This window comes from Oceanobacillus sp. Castelsardo (genome assembly GCF_001659985.1).
In the GTDB taxonomy this organism is placed as follows: Bacteria; Bacillota; Bacilli; order Bacillales; family Amphibacillaceae; genus Oceanobacillus.
Genome location: NZ_LYCS01000001.1, coordinates 125,029 through 148,882, shown reverse-complemented (window position 1 = coordinate 148,882; position 23,854 = coordinate 125,029). Strand labels below are relative to the sequence as shown.

The window sequence follows — 23,854 nt, the reverse complement described above, 5'->3', positions numbered from 1 at the left end:
ACTGATTGTTAGTTGAAAAAGGCTGTTGATCCCCACTTAAAATTCTTGGATTCTCCTCATATTCCTGAAATGGGGGTCTTACAGCCAGTTAACCTGCGAAAATTCGAAAATCCCTCGCAAAAGCAAGGGATTTTCGAGATTGTTTTGATATAAATTAATTTAATAGCCTTGGAAATGAATATTATTTTACACGAACACGGTCAACAATAAATATTACTGATGATTAAAAACAAATCGTTTAATTCGGTTTGCTGCTTCAACTAAATCATCCATTGCTAATGCATAAGATAAACGTACATTGTCATCAAAACCGAATCCAGACCCAGGAACAAGTGCTACTTTTTCCTCTTCTAAAATCGCTTTTACCCAATCATCAGTATTAGTAAAGCCATTCATTTTCACCGCTTCTTTAACGTTAGGGAATACATAAAAAGCACCTTTAGGTTTTTTGCATGTAATTCCAGGAATCTCAGTAATTAAACGATGGATTGTATCTAATCTTTCTGCAAATGCTTTTTTCATTTCATTTAATGTACTTTCATCTGCTTGATATGCAGCAAGTGCTCCATATTGCGCAATAGAAGTCGGATTAGAAGTAGAATGGGATGCTAAATTCGTCATGGCTTTAATGATTTCTACTGGTCCTGCAGCATATCCAATTCTCCATCCAGTCATCGAATGCGACTTAGAAACACCATTGATTACAATCGTACTTTCTTTTAGTTCGGGTGAAATAGAAGCAATGGAAACATGTTCATCGGAAGTATAGATTAGTTTTTCATATATCTCATCTGAAACAATTAAAACATTATGTTCTAAACAAACTTTTCCTAAAGCCTCTAATTCTTCTTTACTGTACATCATACCAGTAGGATTGCTTGGTGAGTTGATAATAACGGCCTTTGTTTTGTCCGTAACTGCCTTCTCTAATTCAGCTGGAGTTAATTTAAATTCATTTTCCTCTAATGCAGAAACAAATACCGGTTTACCTCCAGCTAATTTAACCTGTTCAGGATAGCTAACCCAGTAAGGGGCAGGTATAATTACTTCATCTTCATCATTTAGCAACACTTGGAATAATGTGTATAATGCATGTTTAGCACCTGAGGTTACTATAACTTCATTAGTGGAATAAGAAAGCTGATTATCCTTTTTAAACTTCTGGACAATCGCTTCTTTTAATTCTATTATTCCGCCTGCTGGAGTATATTTAGTCATCCCGCTGTCCATCGCCTCTTTAGCAGCTTCCAAAATATAATCTGGCGTATTAAAATCGGGTTCCCCCGCACCTAATCCAATCACATCATGACCCTGTTTTTTTAACTCTTTTGCTTTAGCAGTTATAGCTAAAGTAGAAGATGGTGTTAATGTTTCTACTCTTTTGGATAATTGCATCATTTAAGTCTCCCCTCTTTAGTCAAACATCCGTTTAAATCGATACTGCTCATATGACGAACCATCGTGAATAGATAGGTAATCTAAAACATATCGATCATTCTCGTCATAATATGTAATCTCCCATAACAATTTATCTTCTATCAAAGCAGGAGAAATTTTATTTAGTTCACAATTAGCACAATTTTGTTGCCAAGTTTGTAAAATTTGGTCTTTAGGGATGATTTCTGAATAGCCAATTGTTGTGATATCCTTCTCCTTACCTTTTAAAGGATAAAAGATAATTTGTTCTTCCCCTTTTTCATCACTTCCATAAACTAAATGGTACGCTTCATCACCATGATATAATTCGATTTTATTTACCTTGGTAATTGGTGTTTGTTCCAAAATTACTTCTCTTGTTTGTTCAAAATTTGCTGATTTATTTTTCATAATATCTTGATATAAATATACACCAAAAATGGTGACAATAACAATGATTGCAATAATAATTATGAAAGTTTTTTGTATCCAATTAAGTCCTGTAGATTGTGAAAACTGCTTGTTTTTCATTTTCCTCATCCAATGCTAATCCGAACATTAAATCTTTATCTTTTAGAGTTCGATTTAATATGTCGACGATTTTATAAATTTCTGATGAATACTCTAATTTGACAGTGGCAAGTGTTTCGATTTTATGTCGATCCATCGTTTACCTCCAATTAAAAATACCTCATTTATTATCAAAATTTGCTAATTATAGATCTTATAAAACAGTAAACAATAATATTACGTTGATATTATTAAGATGAAGCATCTTTAGTATACCAATTTTGAATATAATTTGCTTTATTTTTTAAATTCAACAAAAAAATTTCTACACCCCTACCATTACAAAACATTTTTTACTGATGCACTTGTTGCATCAGTATTTTTTTAGAACCATTTTTTAGCCTTTTTCATAAGTTCATTAGTGGAATCATATGTTAAAGGGACTTCTGGAATAGAATTTATAAAATATTTTCCATATCTGGCTTTCTTTACCCGAGCATCACAAACAAATACAATTCCACGGTCATTGGAAGATCGAATTAGTCGACCAAAACCTTGTTTAAAACGAATAACAGCATTTGGTAGAGAGTATTCCATGAAAGGATTTTTATGTTGTGCTTTTAAATAATTTGCTTTTGCTTCATAAACAGGATGATTAGGTGGTTGAAATGGTAGCCTAACAATCATTAAACAGGAAAGGTCATCACCTGGGATATCTACTCCTTCCCAGAAAGAACTTGTTCCTAGAAGTATAGATTGATTAAAGGATTGGAAATTTTTCTTCAATCTTGATCTACTTCCACTTGTTATTCCCTGTGCGATAAGCATATATTGGCCAATGTCCATTTTTTCCTTAAGTATTTTATACGATTTTTTCAACATTTCATAAGAGGTGAAAAGTACTAACATCCTTCCATCCGTAATATTAGCCAAATCTAATATTGCTTCACTCGTAGCAAAAATAAAATCATCCATGTTTCTGTAATTAATTTCAGGGAAATCGTTAGGTATCAATAATTGAACCTGATCACGATAAGAAAATGGTGAACTTATTTTTTGAGTAATGTACGGTTTATTTGATAACCCTAACCTTTCAACCATAAACGAGAAGGAATTAGCCATCGTTAACGTAGCACTAGTTAAAATAACACTTTCCTTTTCATCGAAAAATTGTTCTTCAAGAAGTGAAGACATATCTGTCGGTTCACAATATAAGTAAACGGCATTATTTTTTCCTTTTGTATCAATTTCAATCCACTTCGCCTGTGGAATATCTATATCCGAGATAATCAAAATTTCAAGACTATCAATAAAATTTTGCAAAAGTACTTTTAGCCCATTTAAATCTTCCTTATCGTATTTATCCAGCCACTGTTCATGGTCAAATCTTTGCTCTAAAAGCGAAATAACATGAATTAAATCTCGAAAATTAAACGTTAATCTAGTTGCCATCTCCGTAATAACATTCCATGTTTTAGAGTCCTCTTTTTCCTTTTCATATCGATATTGAACTCTACCTATATCACTTACAGCCATATCATTCCTTTTCATACCGAGAACATAATGATACAAAGTTCGAAATAAATCTTCTACTTCATATTTAGTAGAATCAAGAATATCATCCCACTGCTTCATTAGATTTTCAACTTGAAAAGCATATGGGGCTATCACTTTCCCAAGTAATTTATTATTTTCATGAGAATGTCCAATTTGATTCAGAGTATATTGTACATTGATATAGTCTAACTTTAACCCATAATGATGTGCTGCCGTTTCTTCAAAATGGTGTGCTTCATCAATAATTACCTTTTTATAGGAGGGTAAAAATTGGTTATCATTAAATATATCCGTACATAATAAGGCATGGTTCGTAATAATAATATTAGCTTGATGCGCTCTTTTTTTTGCCTTTTGGTAATATGATTTGGAAAACCACGGAGAATAGGGATCTAAAATTTTTCCTTCTGCCTCTGTTGAAACATTTTTATAAAATAAATAGCCACTAGCAGGTAAATTTATTTCATCTATATCTCCTGTCTCTGTTTCTGTTAGCCATACTAATATCATTGCCTTAGTTAAAATAATATCATAATTATCTTTAGTACCATTCTGCAATTCATGAGCAAATTTTTCCAAGCTTATATAATGGCTTTTTCCCTTTAATAAGGCAACCTGGAAAGGAAAAGGCACGAGTTTTTCAAGTAATGGAATATCTTCATCGAGTAATTGAGATTGAAGTTGAGTCGTATGAGTACTAATAATAATTCTCTGTTTTGATTTAACAGAATCGTGTATAGCCGGTATCAAATATGCTAAGGATTTGCCTGTACCCGTTTCTGCCTCAATTAAAGCATGTTTTTTGCTTTGAAAAGAATCAAAGATGGCTTCAGACATTTCCCTTTGTCCCGTTCTTTTTTCATAATTTTTCATATGTTGCTGTAACGAACCTTTTTCTTCATAAATATCATCCAAAAAGTCTCCAAACGACTGGATATCAAAACTGCTAATTCGCGGAATACTTTCCGTCTTTTTAAACGCCAATCCTTGAAAAACTTCCACACTTGAACTCTCTTCCAGCGAAAACTCCAATTCCTTTAACCTGCTGGATAATAACATCCCTAAATCAGACTTAAACATGGTTTCCAATTTAAATAAGGTATCCAGTGTTTCGTATGGAAGAGAAAATAACTTTTCTTTTAATCGTAAAAGTATTTTTGCTGTAACATAAGCATCTGATAGTGCCCGGTGTGGATCGTCATGGTGAATGTCTAAAAACTCAGCCAACTGACTCAGTTTGTAACTAGGTGATTGTGGGAACAAGATGCGCGATAATTCGACTGTGTCAATTATTGGATTGGTTAGAACACAATTTCCACTATTCTTCAATTCGGCATTTAAAAAACCTAAATCGAAAGGTACGTTATGTGCAACAAGGTAACTATCTTTAAATAAAGAAATAATCTCATCGGCTTTATCATGAAAATATGGTGCATCTTTTACGTCCTCATCATTTATTCCGGTAAGATTAGTAATGAAAGGTGGGATAGATTTATTTGGATTAAAGAAACTAGACTTCGTTTCTATTATTTGGTCGTTTTCAATGACTACAATACCCGCTTCAATAATCTTATCGCTATTTATTGGTGAATGGCCAGTTGTTTCTAAATCAATGACAACATATCTATTTTCCATTTTCAGTCCACCTACCTTTCTAAATCCGCGGTTTAAGAAAATATAAAAAGATTCATGTTGTTAATTCATTCGCGTTCTTAGCCTGTAAGGGCGCTTACGCTTTTTTTCTTAATCTTTAAACCAATCAATCTCAGCTGAATAAAGAATAGTTTCATTCCCATCCATATCTTTTGTAATAAGTGCTCCATCATTCGTTATTCCAAGAAAAGGAGCTTTCCAATTCTTTTTCATCGTTTTTATCGAAATCTCTTTTCCAATTTTAAAACCATAACTTTTCCATTTTTCTTTAATGTCAGCAAAGCCATGTTCTAAATAATAATCATATGTTTTTTCAAATGAAACTAAAATTTCCTGAATTAAATCATTTAGTTCCCACTCCGTATCTGTTTCCACTTTTAGTGACGTCGCTTTATAGTTCGGATTTTCTGGTAGTTCTTCGATAGAATGGTTAACATTTAGTCCAAACCCTATAATAACATACCATATACGATCCTGTTCAGCCTGCATTTCTGTTAATATTCCCGCTGTTTTCTTCCCGTTGATTAAAATATCATTTGGCCATTTAATTTTTGGATCGATGTGTACATGGTTACGTAGGACATCAGCCAATACAGTTGCAGTTAATAATGTTAATTGTGGAGCTTCTTGTGGGGAGATTTCTGGTCTTAAAATCAAACTTAGCCATACCCCTTTTCCACTTGTAGATTGCCAGCTACGGGTAATTCTACCCCTTCCATTTGTTTGTTCGTCCGCAACTATAACTGTTCCATTCACTGCATCATTTCGAGCCTCTTCATGAGCTACCGTTTGTGTAGATGTTACCGAATCAAAATGCTTAATATTTTTACCAAGCCATTTTGTTTTTAATCCCCATTTAATGGTATTTTCACTCATTTTATCTGGGAATTCAATGATTCGATAACCTTTATTAGACTTACCTTCAATCACATAACCATCTTTTTTTAATTCATTTATATGTTTCCATATTGCGCTTCTAGAAATTTCTAATTCATCTGATAACATTTGCCCAGAAATATATTGATCATTATTCTTTGATAATAAATTAATTAATTTATTTCGGGTGGATTCCATTTTATCCAATCCTTTATATCTTTTTTTCTATTTTCTAAGTTACCGAAAACAATTTCTTTTTCAATTGACGTTAATAATTTTTGAATCCACGGTCCTCCTTTTATATTAGGATACCAAGATAATAAATCATTACCGTTCATACATAGTTCTTGACGAGAATGAATAGGTAGTGAGTTGTAAAGCTTATCCAATTCATTTTCATCCAATAATTCAGGGTGAAAAATGTTCATGATATTGGTAAACCCTTCATAATACTGACAATCTAGCGTGTATACGAGCCAATTATCAATTCCGGCCTTTTCAAATAACGAATAGGCCTTTACAATAGCTACGGCTTCCTGTTTAACTTGATTGGAACATTTCCAATTCTTTACCCAATCTATTACACTAACTCTAGTATTCAATAAATGGAAAAATGCTATAAATTCTCCAAACGAATGTAAAGGTTGTAAGGAATCTGGTATTTTATGGATTAGATCTGGTATATCTTTAAAAATAGGCAGATACATATAACTTTCAGATTCCTTCAAGTAATAAATTCCATTTTTTAGATATTGACCAGCGAACATTTTACCAAATTCTTTTGTAATTCTTTCGATAGCTAAATTAGATATATCTTTACTTACTTCTTTCATCTCATTTAGTGTCTGTGGATCGATGGTAAACCCGAGTTGACTTGCAAATCTTATCGCTCTAATTATTCGTAGAGAATCTTCCTTAAAACGGTCATAGCCATTTCCTACCGTTCTAATAACCTTCTTTTTTATATCTTGTTTCCCACCAAAGAGATCGATAATATTACCAGAGAGATCCATCGCTAATGCGTTTATCGTAAAATCTCGCCTTTCTAAATCCTTATCTATTTGATTTATAAAAGTTACTGAATCAGGGTGACGTTGATCTGAGTAACTACCTTCCACACGGAAAGTCGTCACTTCATAAGGTACATCGTCATGGAGAACAATCACGGTACCATGTTCAATCCCAACAGGAATAACCTTTGCGAAAATTTTTTGAATAATATTTGGAGTTGCGGAAGTCGTGATATCCACATCCCCAATTGGTCTTTTTAATAAAAAGTCACGAACACAGCCACCAACGTAGTAAGCTTGGTGATGATGATTTTCAATATTCTCTATTACCGGCCTTGCTTTTATAAATGGTTCACTAATCATTAAACTCACCATTTCTTGTTTTTGATTACATCATTATAAACTTTAGTATATTGATTAACGATCTGTTCAGATTTAAAGATTGTTTTGACGTGTTCATAGGCGTTTTCAGAAAACTGTTCTAATTTTTTGTCATCCTCAAGCAATTTAATCGCGTAATTCGAAGCTTGTTCGACATTTCCCGAGTCAACGATAAAACCAGTTTCTTCATGTTTAATAACTTCAGGAATTCCTCCAACTTTAGTTCCTATACAAGGAACTTTACATGCCATTGCTTCTAATAATACTAGGCCAAAGCTTTCTTTTTCAGAGAGTAGGAGCATTAAATCTGATATCGATAATAAATCACTAATGTTATTTTGCTTCCCTAAGAATAAAACATAATCTTCCAACCCCAATTTATGTACCAGTTGAACGGTATCTGAATACTCTGGACCATCTCCAACTAAAAGTAACTTACTACTAACCTTGCTTTTAATTTGATTAAATGTCTCAACAATTAGGTCTACTCGTTTTACTTTTCGGAAATTAGATATATGAATAACGACTTTTTCATCAGGTAATATTCCAAATTCCCCTCTTAGCGTACCGTTGTCTTTACGATAATATTCTTGTTCATTTATAAAATTATAAATAACCGATATATCTTTACTTGTTTTTAGCATATCTTTGGTTTGTTCCACCAGATTATTAGAAACAGCTGTTACAGCATCGGATTGCTCAATCCCATATTTAATCATTTTCTTAAAGGTATTATCTACTCCTAATACCGTAATGTCAGTTCCGTGAAGTGTTGTTACTATTTTTACATCATGCTCTGCTATTTCTCTTGCCAAAATTGCACAAATAGCATGTGGGACAGCATAGTGTACATGTAAAACATCTAACTTTTCTTGATCAATGACCTCTGCCATTTTAGTTGCCAAAGCTAAGTCATACGGTGGATATTGAAAAACAGGATAATGCCCCATTTCCACTTCATGATAAAAAATATTGGGATAAACTTTATCTAAACGAAAAGGAAGACTTGATGTGATAAAGTGAATTTCATTGCCTTTTTCTGCGAGCATTTTTCCAAGTTCAGTAGCGATTACACCTGAACCACCGACTGTGGGGTAGCATGTAATTCCTATTTTCATATTATTCTCTCTTCCTTTATATTAAATTCAAATTAAATAATATTTTCTAATCCATAAACTAGCTCATTTAGTTCAAAAACTTTTTCTACAGAAAATTTAACTCCATCCATAAAAGAAGCACGGTTGAAAGAGTCATGTTTAATTGATAGTAATTGTCCATCCCCACCAAAAATAACTTCTTGGTGTGCAACGAGCCCAGGTAGTCTTACGCTATGAATCCTCATACCGTCCATTTCCGCACCACGCGCACCATTCAATGTTTCTTTTTCATTCGGATGACCTTGAGATTTAAACTCTCTCGTTTCTCTTATCATCTCTGCCGTTTTCACAGCTGTTCCAGACGGTGCATCTAGTTTATTATCATGATGTTTTTCAATAATTTCTACATTTGGCATATATTTCGCTGCCATTTGTGAAAACTTCATCATTAATACAGCACCAATAGCGAAGTTAGGCGCAATAATTCCTCCTAAGTTTTTATTTCTAGTAATTTCTTTTAATTCCGTTATTTGCTCTTGAGTAAATCCAGTTGTGCCAATAACCGGCCTAACATTGTGTTCAACAGCCTTTTTAGTATGTACGTATCCTACTTCAGGAATAGTGAGATCTATTAATACATCAGCTTCTACTGTATCAAAGCATTGGTCAATATCTTCAAATATTGGTACATCTAGATTAGGGAATTCCGGTAAGTCCATTAATTTTTTTCCATTATTCTTATGATCTAGGCAAGCAACAAGACGGAAATTTTCTTCATTTGTGACCATCCTAACTGCCTCAGATCCCATTTTCCCACGTGGTCCTGCAATAATAATGTTAATCATAGTTAACTCCTCCAAATTATTTTAGTCTTTAGGTGTCCATCGATGTGGTACGAAGACAATTGCCTAATACTTGGTAAATGCAAACTTTCTAATGTCTCTTTTGTATTATAAATTCGCTTTTTATTGACTTACCCCTTTGCAATTTATATATCTATTTAATGTTAGCGAATTGAAGGCATTTTGACAAATCATATACTTCTTCAAGAATGTTACATACATACTAAATTGTCTATACTAATAAAATGAAACATATTTGGTTGCGAGTTTTCTTCCGTATAAAAGACTCAAAGGATTAACAGGAGGAATTTTTAATGAGTATATTTGGTTTAAAGATAAAAAATATTTTTTTTATTCTTTTAGGTGCTGCAATTTTTTCGTTTGGTATCGTTCATTTTAATATGCAACACAATTTAGGAGAAGGTGGATTTACCGGTATTACATTATTGCTTTATTTTTTATGGGGAATCGATCCAGCCATTACAAATATCATTTTGAATATACCTGTATTTTTTATCGGATGGAAATTTTTAGGTAGGAATACATTTTTTTATACTATTATAGGTACATTTGCTGTTTCCTTGTTTTTACGTTTGTTTCAAATTAAACCATTTATTATTCATTTAGAACATGACATGTTCCTAGTAGCCTTATTTGCCGGAGTATTCATTGGTATTGGGTTAGGAATAATCTTTAGATATGGTGGTACGACTGGTGGTGTAGACATTATCGCTCGTATCGTCAACAAATATGTTGGATGGTCGATGGGCCGAACCATGTTTCTTTTTGACTTAATTGTCATTACAACCTCTATATTTGTAATACTTGAATTGAGTGAAGGAATGTATACTTTAGTAGCAGTATATGTTGGCGCAAGAGTAATTGACTTTTTACAGGAAGGTGCTTATTCCGCAAAAGGGGCGACAATTATCTCTGATCACAGTGATGAAATTGCGGAATTAATAAAGAAAAAAATGGATCGAGGAGTTACCATTTTGAATGGCCGGGGTAGCTATTCAGGGATAAAACGCGATGTGCTCTACTGTATTGTAGGAAGAAACGAAATTGTACGACTAAAAAATATTATTCATAATATAGATCCTCACGCATTTGTGGCTGTTACGACTGTACATGATGTTCTAGGAGAAGGATTTACATTAGATGAAAATAAAAATCCTTTAAGTGATTAAAAAAAGGATGGTTAAACCATCCTTTTTTTAATCTTCATTTGCAGCTACAAATATTAATATGAACCTTACTAATTCTGCTACAGCTGTTAAAGCAGCAGCAACATACGTCATTGCAGCAGCATTGAGAACTTTTTTTGTTTCTCTTTCTTCATTATTTCGAATAATCCCTGAAGAAACGAGTTGGGACATCGCTCGATTTGAGGCATCAAATTCAACAGGTAACGTGACAAGTTGAAAGAGTACTGCGGCTGACATAAAGATAATACCTAAAAGTAGCCAATTCATTGCACCGAAAATTAAACCAGCAAATATAAAGAAAAATGATAAATTTGACCCAATATTCGCTACAGGTACCAAGGCACTTCTAAATTTCAAGAAAGCATATTCCTGTTCATCTTGAATGGCATGACCAACTTCATGTGCAGAAACTGCTGATGCGGCCATGGAACGACCGTGATAATTATCAGTAGAAAGTCTTACTACTTTTTTACGAGGGTCATAATGGTCAGATAAAACTCCTCGTGTCTCTTCAATACCTACATGATACAAACCATTGTCATCTAATATTTTCCTTGCTACTTCTGCACCAGACATATGAGAAGACGTCGGTTTTTTTGAGTATTTTCTGTAAGCACTTTTAACCTTTGACTGTGCCCATAAGGGAATTATGAGTAAAAGAGCGATATAAATGATATACCCTGCCATCTTCATTCCTCCATTAAAAATTTCGATCTTTCTTAAGGTCAATTTTAGTCAAATTCATAAAATTAGTCAATTATTTTGACGTTCATTTTTGCTATGTTTTTTTTCACCCTTATATTTTTTCCAACTTACATAAGATAGTGTAATCCCAATACTACCTGCAATAATAACTACTGCCCAAATAATTGGACTCCACTCAAATATATTTATAGAGAAGATACTTTCATGAATGGAACTTGCTTCTACTGTATGGTTTCCTAGTTGAAATACTATTATCCCTATGAGCAATGTAAATGTTACGACATGTTGCACTTTTTTATTATCCATAGAGATCACCCCACATACATCTTATTTAATTCTATGTTAAGGTGCACTCTTATATAACCAACCTATCTCCAGGCAAAATAAAAAAGTATATACTTTTTTTATTTTGGACCCCGATTACTCGTAAATGAAACTTGGCATTCGCAACCTATAGCGAATGCCGAGTTTTCTAATTATTTTTTACAGTTAATGTATAAGAAATTACAATAGAAATAATACTTAACCAAAATGTAAAATAACCTATGCCATCCATATAATTATGTAATGATGAATAGTTTGGCATCATTTCAAATACATAGTCGATTATATCATTATGTAAAACAAATAAAGCAGCTACTGCGATATGTCTTAATTTTAGTTTATAAAATGGTGCATATAGTAATCCTTGTATGGCCATTCCTAAGTGGGAAGCAATTAACATGTATCCAGTCCAATGTAAATAACCTTCTACCATTAAAGTAAATAGGTTCATGAAAACTGCCCAAAGGCCATATTTAAATAGGGTTGTAATTGCCAACGCCTCAATATAGGGTAAATGTTTCTGGAAAATAAAAGCGAGCAAAAAAATGGTGAAAAATAAACTAGCTGTTGGACTATCTGGAACAAATGGTAAGAAAATAGGTGGAGTATTTACTAATTGTTCTTTATACCAATAGTACCCATATATGGTTCCAAATAAATTTATGAAAAATAATGCTATTTGAAAACGTTTATCAAGTAATATATATCTTAACATTTTCTCATCATTCCTTATCGATAATAAAAAGCACCTTCCATGAAGGTGCTTTTTATTCATATCTTTTTTATTCAGCTGATTCATTCGTAGTAACAATGAAATCAGCTAGTTGTTCTAATTCTTCATCTGAACCAGTAAAAATTCCTGCAGGCATAGCGCCCGTACCGTTAACCGCAATATCTGCGATTTCCTCAGCGGAATATTCAATACCAACTAGGGTTGGTGCTGCTGGTCCACCTTCTAATTCTCCACCGTGACAGCTCATACAGCTGTTTTCATAAACAGCATAACCAGAATGTTCTGTATCAATTGTTACAGATGATTCAGGAATTGGTTTATTTGCTTCAGCCCTTGCTTCCCAGTCAACGTGAGCAGCAGAAGTGTATGTTAACCAAATGGTTCCTACTAAAGCTAGAAGCATCATTCCCACAGCAATTGGACGTTGATGCGGTCTGCGTCCTGGACCATTGTCCAAAAATGGAGCAAGTAATAATGCACCGAAAACAATACCGGGCATTCCAAGTACACCTAATAGTACCCAATCTCCACTAGCAAATTCATATTTTAAAAGTTCATATAAGAATAAGAAATACCAATCTGGTAGTGGTATATATGCAGCATCAGTTGGATCTGCCATTCCTTCTAATGGTGATGGATGTGCTAATGTCAAACAAAGAAATCCAACTAAGAATACTGCACCTACTAACCATTCTTTTAATAAAAAGTTGGGCCAAAATGCTTCGGTTCTACCAGGATATTCAGAATAATCTTTTGGTATTTGTGATGTTTTTTCCGCGGAGATACGTGAATCTCCAACAAATTTCATACCTTTACCCCTATGCATGCCTTTCCCCTCCTTTTTATAGTGGTCCAGAAATACCTTGTTTACGGATTAAGATAAAGTGTGCAGCTAGAAGTCCGAATAATGCTGCTGGCAAGAAAAACACATGAATAGCAAAGAATCGAGTTAATGTCTGAGCACCAACAATGGATGCGTCCCCTGCTAATAATGTTTTTAATTGAGTCCCAATAAATGGAACCTGTTCAGCAATTTCTAAACCTACTTGTGTTGCGAAATAAGCTTTGTTATCCCAAGGCAATAAGTAACCAGTAAAGCCTAGACCTAACATAACAAAGAATATTAAAACCCCAACAATCCAGTTTAATTCACGAGGTTTCTTATACGCACCTTGGAAAAACACTCGCAAAGTATGTAAAAGTAACATAACGATAACGACACTTGCGCCCCAATGGTGCATTCCACGCACAATTTGTCCATGTGCGACTTCTGTTTGTAAGTAATAAACAGATTTCCAAGCGTTTTCAATGTCCGGAACATAATACATTGTTAAAAACATTCCGGATAAGATTTGAATAACGACTACAAAAAACGTCAATCCGCCAAAACAATAAACAAATGCTGAAAAATGATGTGCCGGGTTAACATGTTCTGGTACTTCGTGGTCAGCAATATCACGCCAAATAGGCGTAACATCTATACGTTCATCAATCCAATCATACATTTTTTGAAGCATAAACCATTACGCCCCCTTTCTTGATATTGGGTTACCTAAGAATAAAATCCCATCTTTTATCTCTTGCTCATAGACAGCTAATGGTGCAAGTGGTGGTGTACCAGGTACGTTTGTCCCATCTTTTTCATATCGACCATCATGACATGGACAAAAGAACTGATTTGGATGTTGATCACTACCTTCCCATGAAACAACACAGCCTAGATGAGTACAAATTGGAGATAAAGCTACCACATCTCCATTATCATCTTTAAATACCCACGCAGATCGACTTGGTTCGGATTCATACCAACCATCTACTTGATTAACAGTCCAATCTATACGTTGTGGCTCAGTAGTGATGTCGTCAACCGATACCCCAACGTTGACTAATTCCCCATTAGAAGTCTCCTTCAGGACAGGATCAATTGCCATTCGAATCGGAGATACTAATAAGCCTGCAGCCATAAAACCTCCTACACCTGTAAGCGTATAATTTAGAAACTGTCTTCGGGATACTTGTTGTTTTTTGTCACTCACGAATTTTCCCCCCTCTATTCTCCATTATCACAGACTAAATTTAATAAACAGATTACTAGGACAATACCAATGATAGCGCAATCTAATTATTCGGTCAATAAATAACCTAAAGTTATTGCTTAATTTATACTGAAAAGAACCTTTATTCAGGGAATTTTAACTCTATGCAAGAATATTAAAATTTTACCAATAGGAACGGATTAACTCACTAATCTCTGTTACCTGTCCCCGGACCATTTGTAGTACATCGTTTGATAATAAATCTTTTGTAGGAAATCCTGGTAACCAAATTAAACTCCCGTCTAACTCTCTCTCCACCTTTTTCCATTTGGGATCGAATGTAATAAAAAATATATGGTTAAAAGGTTGTTCCTGGATGTTCGCTATCCATAAATTCAAACGACCCTTTTCCTGTTCCAAGTTAGTAGATTTTATATAGTGATAATTTGGTGTTAATAAAAGTCTACCTGATAGTTCTTTTTCCATTTCTGTTAAAAAAAGAGCAAGTGCCTCATTTTGAAATGAATCTTTTGATAGTTCTTGATCCTTAGCCATTTGAAATGGAATTAATGGGATGATTACCGTATCTATGTATTCTTTTGCCTTTACGTATTGTTCCATATCATTCTTTCGCCATTTCACAATACATCCTCCTTTTAGAACACACATCTAATTGGATATTTCAATATAAGTGCGTCATCTTTTATAAATCTTAACTTAAAACAAAAAAAAATCAACCTTATTGCTTTTGCAATTTAGGCTGATCATTAAACATTTCTTCCAATTTATTTAATTCATTCGAGAGTTTAATAAATCTCTCTTGATCTAATTCATCTAAAGCATGATCAATTTTTTGTTGAAGTATTTTCTTTTTATATTCAAAAACAGTTTTATCTAATAATTTTTTTGCTAACAATCTATCTTTTTTTGTAACAAAATAATCATCTGGTACGAATGGATTTTCCTCTGTGACAGAAGCGTAGTATGAATGCTGATGGGACTTACTAAAATTTAATTGTATATATAAATTCTCGTCTTGATTCATGCGTATATCATGAAACGTTTTTTCAGCATCTGTCGTAACTAAATGATCTTTATAAAATCGAAAAGGAACCTCAGAAGAACATTGACTCGTTATCACTATACCTCTAGGACAAAACTTTACATCCCTTACAAAATGTACTTTGTTTAAGACTTGTTGATGATTAAGAATATAATTCAAAATCCAAACGCTCTCTCTTTTCTTTAATTGATAATTTTTTAAAAACCATTGAATAAAACTTTTTTTGTCTTGAGCAGAGATAGGAGTATTCATTTAGTTCCCTCCTTTTTGAACACGTATTTATATTTCGTCTTCACTTGTTTGCTTTAACCGATGAAGAAATTCTTCAATTTCCGCATCTATTGGTACAATGGAAAGATATGATTTAAATACTGGTATTGCTTGTTCTATCCTCCCTTCTTCCGTTAGAAAATAACCATATTCTTTTAAGAAGTCACTATCTTGATTTAAACCATTATATGCATCATTATAGTGTTTTAATGCATTGTCAAAGGATTCTATTTCATTATTTGCTCGGGCTAATTCCCAGTCATACAAAGAATCCTCTGCTCCAGTTCTTTTTATTTCATTAAGCAAATCAATAACTTTCTCATGTTCACCTATATTTTTATAATGATCCACTAAGGATAATACAGCCTGTTTATAATCTGGATCTAATGCTACAGCTTCTTTTAGATATTTTTCCATTTCTTTTACTTTATTAAGTTTATTTGCAACCATTCCACTTATAAAAAATAATTCTTTATTAAATTCATCAAATTGCAGACCATTTTTAGCCGTTTCAAAGGCTTCTTCTAGTCTCCCCTCATCTTCATAAGCTTGGGCTAAATGTTGGTATACGGTATGATAATATGGATCAAGATCTACAACTTTTTCCCAAGCCTTAATAGCAATGTCTACCCTATCTGCTTGATAAGCCGTAATTCCATAACGATAAAGATAATCAGGATCTTTTTGGTTATTATCCTGATAATAAGTTAAGGCTTTTTCGTACTCACCAATTGCAGCATTAGCTTCTCCTAATCGACTTCTAAGAGAAATGTTTCTCACTTCCTCTATTTTTACTTTTTCATAGTATAAAATTGCTTTTTTATACTCTCCGATTGAGAAATATAATTCCCCAAGAGCAAAGTCAATAATTTCCTCATTAGGCTCTATTTGTTTTGCTTTTAATAATTTCTGTTCAGCTACTTCAAATAATCCTTGTGCTTGATATAAATCTGCTAATTGTATTAAAGCTTGTGTATAAGCGGTATCTTCCTCATTGATTTGATTCAGTAACTCCATAGCTTGTTCGTCTTCTTCTATTTCAATATAAACCTCCGCAAGTGTAATTAATATTTCACTTTCAGTAGGGTATTTTTGAAGTAATCTATGTAAAATAGTACTTGCTTCTTGCAAGAAACCAATTTGCATATACATTTGTGCAATCGTAAATTTTTCATCGTCATTCGCTTTTGACTCATATTGTTTTAACAATTGTATAGCTTTTTCTGGTTGATTATTTTCCATTAATTGATATGCTTCAAGTATGGTGTCCAATGTACACTCATCCTTTCATTTATTAAAGTGAGATCTTAGAAAGCTAATTTATCGCAGGTTAACTGGCTGTATGGCCCCCACATCAAGAATTTGAGGAGAATCCAAGAATTGTAAATAGGGGACGGGCAGCCAGTAAAAGCCCCATTCGTTAAAACTAACAATCAGTGGGGGGAGGTAAGGACCACCCACTGATTGAAGCTTCACTTTATATGTATAATATTATATTTCATAAAATACGCTTTGTCTTACCCAACATTCTAACATAATATGAATATTTTATTTCTAAAAGGAAAAAGAGCTTACATAATAAAGGTAAGCTCTTTTTTATTCTACTTTAAGGAATTCAAATGTTCAAAGAAACTTGGATAGGAAATAGATATGGATGATGCGTCATCTATTGTAACAGTGTCGTTTGTAACTAGGGAAGCGATTGCGCCCATCATTGCTATTCTATGGTCATGGTATGATGCGATTTTTCCACCTTTTAAAGGGGTTTTACCTTTGATAATCATACCATCTTCCGTTCCTTGGATATTTGCACCTAAAGTGGATAAAACGTCAACTACAGCCGCAATTCTGTCCGTTTCTTTTACTTTTAATTCTTCCGCATCTTTAATAACGGTCTCCCCATTTGCCTGTGAAGCTAGTAAGGCAATAACCGGAATCTCATCGATTAATCGTGGAATAATTTCTCCATCAATCGTAATTCCTTTTAGTTCTGAGTGACGAATCGTAATATCTCCAATCCATTCACCACTTACCAACCGTTTGTTTTGAATTTCAAGATCCGCATCCATTTTTATTAAAACATCAATTATCCCTGTTCTTGTTTCATTCAATCCAACATTATTCAGTGTAATGTCGCTACCTTGAACAATAGCACCTGCCACAAGGAAAAAAGCTGCAGAGGAAATATCACCTGGTACATGTACATCAGAAGCTATTAGTTTATGATTACTTGTTATCGTTGTAGATAAACCACTTCTTGTAATATCAGCTCCAAAAGCTTCAAGCATGTTTTCTGTATGATCTCTTGTTTGAGTTTTCTCAACGACAGTTGTGTTACCGTCTGCGAATAAACCTGCTAATAATACAGCGGATTTTACTTGTGCACTTTTTACAGGTAATGTATATTCCATTCCTTTTAATTGTTTTCCACGAATAGAAAGTGGTAACAGATTACCAGTATTTCTTCCATCAATGGTTGCATCCATTTCGCGAAGTGGATTTACAACCCGATCCATCGGTCTTTTTGCAAGTGACTCATCACCATAAATTGTAGTAAAAAAGTTTAATCCCGATAATATTCCAAGCATTAACCGCGTTGTTGTACCTGAATTCCCAAAATATAAAGGCTCTTTTGGTTCCTTTAACGCCGAAATACCTTTTCCATCAATTGTAACGGTGGATCCTTCTTTCGTAATAGAAACACCCATCGATTGAAAAGCATGAATCGTACGCATACAATCTTCGCCATCTAAAAAGTTGGTAATGTTTGTAACACCATTTGCTAAGGAACCTAAAATAATAGCACGATGTGAAATGGACTTATCACCAGGTACTTCTATCTCTCCAGATAAAGCGTGGTTACAAGGTGCTAGTGTTACTTCTGCCATGTTTATTTCACTTCCCTTACTTATTCTTGAATCGTTGCTTCATATCCGTGATTCGCTAAAATATCTAAGCTATTTTGTTGTGTTTCTTTTGTATAGAAGCTTAAGCGCAACGCTCCTGTAATACCTTCCCTAATCTCTAAAATCTCAATGTTTTTAATACTTATTTTCATATTCGCTAAAAGTAGTACAATGGATGCAATTGCACCTGGTTTATCAGCAATATCGACATATATATCATAAAATCCTGGAATTGCCCCTTTACTCTTAACAGGCAATCCATCCCGATAATTTTTGGCATTCGTTAAATATGTAATCATTTCTTGCTTTTCATTATTTTCAACAAGTGAATGTATATCTTTCATCTCTTGTATCCAGCCTTCTAATAATGTTAAAAGTTTCTGACGATTATGATAAAAGATATCCTGCCATAACTCTGGATTGCTTGAAGCAATTCTAGTAATATCTCGGAATCCCCCTGCTGCAAGATTTGGTAAAAAAGAATGAGTTTCTTGCCACTTTCTTGCTTGATGAACGAGAGATGAAGCAATTAAATGTGGAAAATGAGATACAACTCCAGTCATTTCATCATGTTCGTCCGAATTTAGAACAACAAATTTGCATTTCGTAGGTTTCAAAATATCCTTAAGAGTTTTTACGTCTGCCTCTTTACTACGTACAGATGGAGTAAGAACATAAATTGCGTTCTCAAATAAATGTCCTTTTGCTGCTTCAACTCCTTTTTTATGGGAGCCGGCCATAGGATGCCCACCTATAAAAATAACTTTCTCGTTTTGTATTTGTTTAGCTGTCTCGATAATTGTTCCTTTTACGGATGATGTATCGGTCACTATTACTTCTTTAGTTAAAGAGATTGTATCTAGTTCCTTTAATAATCTAATAGTTTCTGATATAGGGGCAGCCAGAAAAATAATATCTGCATTTTGAGCTGCTTCAGTGAAATTTGTACTAGCTTCATGAATGATTCCATTATGTAATGCAAAATTTAAACTATCTTCTCTTATGTCAAAGCCGATTACATGATCTTCGTTTGTTTTTGATAGATTGATTGCAAGTGATCCACCAATTAGACCTAAACCCGCAATTAATATTGTTTGATTCAAACTTATTCACCCTTAATTAAATCTGGTCTTAGTTTTACCGCTTCATTATGATAAATATGATGGATTTCTTCCTGTGGTATGGTTGTATTGGTTACCATCATTACCCGAATGCATTTTTCAAGACTGTTAGGTACATCAATTTCTGCCATACACATGACGGGTACATATTTCCAACCTTCAATGCTCCTTAATACTTTAGCCGGAAAAGCGGCTGTTAAATCTTTAGTGACAGAAATAAAAACATGTGATACATCAGTTGCTTGTACCCTATTTTTTTCTATCATTTCTTCTACTAATTTTTTTGTTACATCTAAAATTTCTTTTTCATCATTTGTAACCGCTGTAGTTGCCCCACGTATACCCCTTGTCATTTAATCACCTTTTCCATAAACGATTGTAAGTATGAATCGATTACTTCATCATCTAAATCTTTTACAGTTGGTTTACCAATTTCCTCTAAAAGTACCATTTGAATTTTTTTGTTTGTAGCCTTTTTATCCGATTTCATTGTTTCGACTAATTTTTCAACTTTACAATCACTTATATTAAGCGGATAATCATTGTATTTAAACCAAGTAAGTAATGATTCTAGAGGTAAATCAGCCTTGAACTCTTTATTACTTACATATAACGCAAACAACAACCCTATTGCAACTGCTTCCCCATGAGTTAATCTTCCATAACTCAATTCAGCTTCAATAGCATGGCCTAAAGTATGACCTAGGTTTAAGTACTTTCTCACACCCGACTCTTTTTCATCTTCTTCCACAATTTTCGCTTTTACTTTAATACCAAATGATAACTGTTCTTTTAATTCATCGTTTGAGATTTCATTTAAACGTAGGTTCATTAACTGTTCAAAAGTAGTTTCATCGGAAATTAAAGCTTCTTTAATTATTTCAGCATATCCAGAACGTATTTCTCTGTCACTTAGTGTAGATAATGTTTCCACATCGTAAATTACAGCTACGGGGGAATAAAAGTTACCAATCATGTTCTTACCGAATTCATGGTTTATTGCTACTTTCCCACCCACACTACTATCATGTGCCAATATAGTAGTAGGAACTTGTATAAAATCTATTCCGCGCATATATGTAGCAGCCACAAATCCAGCTAAATCCCCTACGACTCCACCACCTAAAGCAACTACAAGAGATTTACGATCTAACCCATATTGAATAGCGTCCGTATGTAAGCGATAGAAAACATCTATACTTTTTGATTGTTCTCCTGCTGGAATAATGGATTCATAGACTTTCTCATTTGCTAAACTTTCTTTAACCGCATCAAGGTGTAATTTAGCCACTTTATCATCCGTGATAATTAAGATAGATGAATATTTTTTAGGTATATATTGATGAAGGGTATACCTGATACCCTCACCAATCATTATTTTATATTCATGTGTACTGGATTTAACCTCAAGCTCTTCCATTAAAAACACCTTATTTCTTCACGATATTCATCCATAGCCTTTTTAAGTTTTGAGAATTGATCATTAGGAAATTGCTCAGTAATCGCTTTGGCAAGTTCAAATGCCACAACATGTTCCATCACTACTGAAGCAGCAGGGACCGCACAGGCATCGGATCTTTCAACAGTTGCTTTAAATGGTTCTTTCGTTTCAATATCAACACTTTGTAGAGGTTTTAACATGAGAGTTGGAATAGGTTTCATCACACCACGAACTACAATTGGCATACCAGAAGTCATACCACCCTCAAAACCACCTAATCTATTCGTTGTACGGTAGTAACCTTTTTCTTCGCTCCAAGCAATTTCATCATGAACTTCACTACCATTTTTTCTTGCAGCTTCAAAGCCTATCCCAAATTCAACACCTTTAAAAGCATTAATACTCATGACAGAACCAGCTATTCTTGCATCAAGTTTACGGTCGTAGTGAACATAGGAGCCAATCCCTGCAGGCATTCCTTCTACATAAACTTCACAGACACCTCCGATTGAATCCCCAATTTTCTTAGTTTCATCGATTTTATCCATCATTTCTTTTTCAACATCTTTATCAAGCACCATAACGGGAGACTCGGAAGATATAGATTTTCTTTCTTCACTTGTTAAAGAGTCCACATCTTTAGCTCGTATACCAGCTATTTCTTTAACATAGCCTACAACTTCAATTCCAAGTTGTTTAAGAAATGTTTTAGCAACAGCTCCAGCAGCAACACGTGCAGCTGTTTCTCTAGCGGAAGAACGTTCTAATACATTTCGCATGTCGCGATGCCCATATTTTAATGCACCATTTAAATCAGCATGTCCAGGTCTTGGTTTAGATACAACCCTTCTTACTTCTGCGTCATCGGCAATAGGATCTTCCCCCATAATATCAGTCCAATGTTTAAAATCATCATTACTAATAACGAGCGAAATAGGAGAACCTAATGTATATCCATGACGAATTCCGCCAGTAATATTCACTAAATCTTTTTCGATTTGTTGTCTTTTCCCCCTACCATGACCACCTTGTCTTCTTAGTAATGATTCATTAATATCCTCTTTTGTAATTGGCATTTGTGCCGGTAAACCTTCTATTATAGTTGTTAATTGTTTTCCATGAGATTCTCCTGCTGTTAAGTAACGCAAATTACATTCTCCTTTATCAACATATTTTTGAATGCTAAATATTTTCTAACTACTATAGCATATATTCTATTATTTGTGATAAAAATTTTATAAATAAATTACCTTTAATATCTTAATCACTCTCATAGATTAATTTTTCTGATAAAAAAACGTATCTATTAATTTAAAATTATATTGGTTAGGGTTAAAGATTTGTTCTGTACTTCCAACAAAAAGGACCCCGTTTTGTTTAAGGGCTTTTCCAAAATTATTATAAATTATATCCTTAGCCTCATCCGTAAAATAGATAACGACATTTCTACAAACAATTAAATCCATATTATTAGGATAAGGATCCGCTAATAGATTATGTTTTTTATATGTAATGTCTTTTTTTAATGAAGGGTCAATATGAAAAAGATGATTTTTTTCTGTGAAATATTTATTAATTAGTGGTTGAGGAAGGTCCTTTAAAGCCTGTTTTGGATATATACCTTCCTTTGCACGTTGTAATACATTCTCATCTAGATCCGTTGCCAGGATTCTTACTCGTATATTAGGAAAATACTCCCGTAATAAAATAGCTAAGCTATACGGTTCTTCGCCTGTGGAACAAGCTGCACTCCAAATAGATATTGAATGATTATTTTTTAATAATTGAGGAAAAATAGTATTCTTCAATACTTCCCATCTTTTTGGATTTCGATAGAATTCTGAAACGTTTATGGTTAATCTATCTATGAATTCATTTAGTAAATCTCCATTTGTCATTAGTGCATTATAATAGCTATTAAAACTAGTAAAACCACGTTTGTTTTTTAATGTTGTAATTCGCCTTCTCATTTGCGCTTCTTTGTATAAGTTAAGATTAATACCTAATTTATTATGTATTTTTTTAATAAATTGATTATAGTCTTCGTCCATCATCAACCAACCACTCCCTCTAGTTAGAAAACATGGCATTGCTATTCTCATAGCGAATACCTTAGTTGTACTTATGCAAATTTTTCGTATTTGCTAAAAAACCTCCGTTATATCAAACGGAGGTATCTAAACTAATATATCCAAGAACTATCTTGTTTTTCATATGATAGTAATTCTTCTTGATTGAAAAATAGATTAATTTCACGTTCTGCACTGTCTTTAGAATCAGAACCATGTATCACATTTTTCCCAACAGTTAGCCCATAATCTCCTCTAACTGTTCCAGGGGAAGCTTCAGAAGGATTTGTTTTCCCCATCATGTTCCGTGCTGTACATATTACATTTTCACCTTCCCAAACCATTGCAAATACAGGTCCGGAAGTGATGAAATCTACCAATTCTCCAAAGAATGGTTTTTCCTTATGCTCACCATAATGCTGTTCAGCTAGTTCTTGGGAAACTGACATCATTTTAGCACCCGCAAGCTTATACCCCTTTGATTCAAAACGACTTACGATTTCTCCAATTAAATTTCGTTGTACCCCATCTGGTTTTACCATTAGAAAAGTTTTCTCCATAATCCTTACACCCCTATATGTATCATACTAGACTTACCTAATAAATTTTATCAAATTTATTAGAAAATAACAACAT

The 23,854-nt window shown here is 33.6% G+C and carries 25 protein-coding genes; 1 reads left to right on the top strand and 24 read right to left on the bottom strand.

Features of this window, described 5'->3' with window-relative positions; translation table 11 throughout:
- Positions 1 to 213 precede the first annotated feature (213 nt).
- From A9178_RS00815 to dapB, 8 genes are all read right to left on the bottom strand, one after another.
- Positions 214 to 1,395 (bottom strand): pyridoxal phosphate-dependent aminotransferase, encoded by a 1,182-nt coding sequence (locus tag A9178_RS00815; RefSeq protein WP_068672657.1) that lies wholly within the window; start codon positions 1,393 to 1,395, stop codon positions 214 to 216.
- Positions 1,396 to 1,413: 18 nt separating this feature from the next.
- Positions 1,414 to 1,947: a cell wall elongation regulator TseB-like domain-containing protein gene (locus A9178_RS00810; RefSeq protein ID WP_082918037.1), complete on the bottom strand. Its 534-nt coding sequence runs from the start codon at positions 1,945 to 1,947 to the stop codon at positions 1,414 to 1,416.
- Entirely contained in the window at positions 1,910 to 2,083 is a 174-nt protein-coding gene (locus A9178_RS00805; RefSeq protein WP_068672024.1) for a YpmA family protein, read from the bottom strand. Before A9178_RS00805 ends, A9178_RS00810 begins: the two co-directional genes overlap by 38 nt.
- A gap of 227 nt (positions 2,084 to 2,310) precedes the next feature.
- A complete protein-coding gene (gene dinG, locus A9178_RS00800; RefSeq protein ID WP_068672023.1) occupies positions 2,311 to 5,118 on the bottom strand; it encodes an ATP-dependent DNA helicase DinG in 2,808 nt (935 codons plus the stop codon).
- Between the two features lie 108 nt (positions 5,119 to 5,226).
- The gene (locus A9178_RS00795) at positions 5,227 to 6,210 is read right to left on the bottom strand and encodes a biotin--[acetyl-CoA-carboxylase] ligase (protein WP_068672022.1); all 984 of its coding nucleotides are present in this window, start codon (positions 6,208 to 6,210) and stop codon (positions 5,227 to 5,229) included.
- Positions 6,186 to 7,385, bottom strand: a complete 1,200-nt coding sequence (locus tag A9178_RS00790) for a CCA tRNA nucleotidyltransferase (RefSeq protein WP_082918036.1) — start codon at positions 7,383 to 7,385, stop codon at positions 6,186 to 6,188. The genes A9178_RS00795 and A9178_RS00790 overlap by 25 nt, the downstream gene beginning before the upstream one ends.
- 5 nt (positions 7,386 to 7,390) lie before the next feature.
- Positions 7,391 to 8,521, bottom strand: coding sequence for an N-acetyl-alpha-D-glucosaminyl L-malate synthase BshA (bshA, locus tag A9178_RS00785; protein ID WP_068672021.1), 1,131 nt, complete (start codon positions 8,519 to 8,521; stop codon positions 7,391 to 7,393).
- Between the two features lie 32 nt (positions 8,522 to 8,553).
- The gene (dapB, locus tag A9178_RS00780) at positions 8,554 to 9,345 is read right to left on the bottom strand and encodes a 4-hydroxy-tetrahydrodipicolinate reductase (protein ID WP_068672020.1); all 792 of its coding nucleotides are present in this window, start codon (positions 9,343 to 9,345) and stop codon (positions 8,554 to 8,556) included.
- Between the two features lie 311 nt (positions 9,346 to 9,656).
- Here dapB and A9178_RS00775 point away from each other — a divergent pair, with 311 nt between their 5' ends.
- Entirely contained in the window at positions 9,657 to 10,532 is an 876-nt protein-coding gene (locus A9178_RS00775; RefSeq protein ID WP_197482129.1) for a YitT family protein, read from the top strand.
- 27 nt (positions 10,533 to 10,559) lie between these two features.
- Here A9178_RS00775 and A9178_RS00770 read toward each other — a convergent pair whose 3' ends face one another.
- From A9178_RS00770 to ndk, 16 genes are all read right to left on the bottom strand, one after another.
- Positions 10,560 to 11,237 (bottom strand): zinc metallopeptidase, encoded by a 678-nt coding sequence (locus tag A9178_RS00770; RefSeq protein WP_369801926.1) that lies wholly within the window; start codon positions 11,235 to 11,237, stop codon positions 10,560 to 10,562.
- Positions 11,238 to 11,303: 66 nt separating this feature from the next.
- On the bottom strand, positions 11,304 to 11,561 hold the full coding sequence (locus A9178_RS00765; RefSeq protein ID WP_068672018.1) for a sporulation protein YpjB: 258 nt from the start codon (positions 11,559 to 11,561) through the stop codon (positions 11,304 to 11,306).
- Between the two features lie 166 nt (positions 11,562 to 11,727).
- Positions 11,728 to 12,294 carry a lipoprotein heptaprenylglyceryl N-acetyltransferase LhaT gene (gene lhaT, locus A9178_RS00760; RefSeq protein WP_068672017.1) on the bottom strand — a complete coding sequence of 189 codons (567 nt, stop codon included), beginning with the start codon at positions 12,292 to 12,294 and terminating at the stop codon, positions 11,728 to 11,730.
- Between the two features lie 67 nt (positions 12,295 to 12,361).
- Positions 12,362 to 13,138, bottom strand: a complete 777-nt coding sequence (locus A9178_RS00755; protein WP_068672016.1) for a menaquinol-cytochrome c reductase cytochrome b/c subunit — start codon at positions 13,136 to 13,138, stop codon at positions 12,362 to 12,364.
- A 16-nt stretch (positions 13,139 to 13,154) separates the two neighbouring features.
- A complete protein-coding gene (qcrB, locus tag A9178_RS00750) occupies positions 13,155 to 13,829 on the bottom strand; it encodes a menaquinol-cytochrome c reductase cytochrome b subunit (RefSeq protein ID WP_068672015.1) in 675 nt (224 codons plus the stop codon).
- A 6-nt stretch (positions 13,830 to 13,835) separates the two neighbouring features.
- The gene (locus A9178_RS00745; protein WP_068672014.1) at positions 13,836 to 14,348 is read right to left on the bottom strand and encodes a QcrA and Rieske domain-containing protein; all 513 of its coding nucleotides are present in this window, start codon (positions 14,346 to 14,348) and stop codon (positions 13,836 to 13,838) included.
- A gap of 183 nt (positions 14,349 to 14,531) precedes the next feature.
- Positions 14,532 to 14,990: a DUF2487 family protein gene (locus A9178_RS00740; RefSeq protein WP_068672013.1), complete on the bottom strand. Its 459-nt coding sequence runs from the start codon at positions 14,988 to 14,990 to the stop codon at positions 14,532 to 14,534.
- Positions 14,991 to 15,087: 97 nt separating this feature from the next.
- Positions 15,088 to 15,663 carry a ReoY family proteolytic degradation factor gene (locus A9178_RS00735; RefSeq protein WP_068672012.1) on the bottom strand — a complete coding sequence of 192 codons (576 nt, stop codon included), beginning with the start codon at positions 15,661 to 15,663 and terminating at the stop codon, positions 15,088 to 15,090.
- A gap of 27 nt (positions 15,664 to 15,690) precedes the next feature.
- Positions 15,691 to 16,953: a tetratricopeptide repeat protein gene (locus tag A9178_RS00730; RefSeq protein ID WP_068672011.1), complete on the bottom strand. Its 1,263-nt coding sequence runs from the start codon at positions 16,951 to 16,953 to the stop codon at positions 15,691 to 15,693.
- A 329-nt stretch (positions 16,954 to 17,282) separates the two neighbouring features.
- Positions 17,283 to 18,569 carry a 3-phosphoshikimate 1-carboxyvinyltransferase gene (gene aroA, locus A9178_RS00725; protein ID WP_068672010.1) on the bottom strand — a complete coding sequence of 429 codons (1,287 nt, stop codon included), beginning with the start codon at positions 18,567 to 18,569 and terminating at the stop codon, positions 17,283 to 17,285.
- Positions 18,570 to 18,589: 20 nt separating this feature from the next.
- Positions 18,590 to 19,690: a prephenate dehydrogenase gene (locus A9178_RS00720; RefSeq protein WP_068672009.1), complete on the bottom strand. Its 1,101-nt coding sequence runs from the start codon at positions 19,688 to 19,690 to the stop codon at positions 18,590 to 18,592.
- A 2-nt stretch (positions 19,691 to 19,692) separates the two neighbouring features.
- Entirely contained in the window at positions 19,693 to 20,061 is a 369-nt protein-coding gene (gene aroH, locus A9178_RS00715) for a chorismate mutase (RefSeq protein ID WP_068672008.1), read from the bottom strand.
- A complete protein-coding gene (gene aroB / locus A9178_RS00710) occupies positions 20,058 to 21,128 on the bottom strand; it encodes a 3-dehydroquinate synthase (protein ID WP_068672007.1) in 1,071 nt (356 codons plus the stop codon). The genes aroH and aroB overlap by 4 nt, the downstream gene beginning before the upstream one ends.
- Positions 21,128 to 22,297: a chorismate synthase gene (gene aroC, locus A9178_RS00705; RefSeq protein WP_068672006.1), complete on the bottom strand. Its 1,170-nt coding sequence runs from the start codon at positions 22,295 to 22,297 to the stop codon at positions 21,128 to 21,130. Before aroC ends, aroB begins: the two co-directional genes overlap by 1 nt.
- Before the next feature lie 129 nt (positions 22,298 to 22,426).
- A complete protein-coding gene (locus A9178_RS00700) occupies positions 22,427 to 23,200 on the bottom strand; it encodes a CheR family methyltransferase (protein WP_068672654.1) in 774 nt (257 codons plus the stop codon).
- A 131-nt stretch (positions 23,201 to 23,331) separates the two neighbouring features.
- Positions 23,332 to 23,778: a nucleoside-diphosphate kinase gene (gene ndk, locus A9178_RS00695; RefSeq protein WP_068672005.1), complete on the bottom strand. Its 447-nt coding sequence runs from the start codon at positions 23,776 to 23,778 to the stop codon at positions 23,332 to 23,334.
- Positions 23,779 to 23,854 lie beyond the last annotated feature (76 nt).

What these genes read in the sequence shown, in the direction of transcription:
- A9178_RS00735 (WP_068672012.1), bottom strand. Translation starts at nt 15,663, where the DNA reads ATGAATACTCCTATCTCTGCTCAAGACAAAAAAAGTTTTATTCAATGG.
- aroH (WP_068672008.1), bottom strand. Translation starts at nt 20,061, where the DNA reads ATGACAAGGGGTATACGTGGGGCAACTACAGCGGTTACAAATGATGAA.
- A9178_RS00815 (WP_068672657.1), bottom strand. Translation starts at nt 1,395, where the DNA reads ATGCAATTATCCAAAAGAGTAGAAACATTAACACCATCTTCTACTTTA.
- A9178_RS00775 (WP_197482129.1), top strand. Translation starts at nt 9,657, where the DNA reads ATGAGTATATTTGGTTTAAAGATAAAAAATATTTTTTTTATTCTTTTA.
- A9178_RS00700 (WP_068672654.1), bottom strand. Translation starts at nt 23,200, where the DNA reads ATGGACGAAGACTATAATCAATTTATTAAAAAAATACATAATAAATTA.
- A9178_RS00810 (WP_082918037.1), bottom strand. Translation starts at nt 1,947, where the DNA reads ATGAAAAACAAGCAGTTTTCACAATCTACAGGACTTAATTGGATACAA.
- A9178_RS00755 (WP_068672016.1), bottom strand. Translation starts at nt 13,138, where the DNA reads ATGCATAGGGGTAAAGGTATGAAATTTGTTGGAGATTCACGTATCTCC.
- qcrB (WP_068672015.1), bottom strand. Translation starts at nt 13,829, where the DNA reads ATGCTTCAAAAAATGTATGATTGGATTGATGAACGTATAGATGTTACG.
- dinG (WP_068672023.1), bottom strand. Translation starts at nt 5,118, where the DNA reads ATGGAAAATAGATATGTTGTCATTGATTTAGAAACAACTGGCCATTCA.
- A9178_RS00795 (WP_068672022.1), bottom strand. Translation starts at nt 6,210, where the DNA reads ATGGAATCCACCCGAAATAAATTAATTAATTTATTATCAAAGAATAAT.
- A9178_RS00765 (WP_068672018.1), bottom strand. Translation starts at nt 11,561, where the DNA reads ATGGATAATAAAAAAGTGCAACATGTCGTAACATTTACATTGCTCATA.
- A9178_RS00790 (WP_082918036.1), bottom strand. Translation starts at nt 7,385, where the DNA reads ATGATTAGTGAACCATTTATAAAAGCAAGGCCGGTAATAGAGAATATT.
- aroB (WP_068672007.1), bottom strand. Translation starts at nt 21,128, where the DNA reads ATGGAAGAGCTTGAGGTTAAATCCAGTACACATGAATATAAAATAATG.
- dapB (WP_068672020.1), bottom strand. Translation starts at nt 9,345, where the DNA reads ATGATTAACATTATTATTGCAGGACCACGTGGGAAAATGGGATCTGAG.
- aroA (WP_068672010.1), bottom strand. Translation starts at nt 18,569, where the DNA reads ATGGCAGAAGTAACACTAGCACCTTGTAACCACGCTTTATCTGGAGAG.
- A9178_RS00770 (WP_369801926.1), bottom strand. Translation starts at nt 11,237, where the DNA reads ATGGCAGGGTATATCATTTATATCGCTCTTTTACTCATAATTCCCTTA.
- lhaT (WP_068672017.1), bottom strand. Translation starts at nt 12,294, where the DNA reads ATGTTAAGATATATATTACTTGATAAACGTTTTCAAATAGCATTATTT.
- bshA (WP_068672021.1), bottom strand. Translation starts at nt 8,521, where the DNA reads ATGAAAATAGGAATTACATGCTACCCCACAGTCGGTGGTTCAGGTGTA.
- A9178_RS00805 (WP_068672024.1), bottom strand. Translation starts at nt 2,083, where the DNA reads ATGGATCGACATAAAATCGAAACACTTGCCACTGTCAAATTAGAGTAT.
- ndk (WP_068672005.1), bottom strand. Translation starts at nt 23,778, where the DNA reads ATGGAGAAAACTTTTCTAATGGTAAAACCAGATGGGGTACAACGAAAT.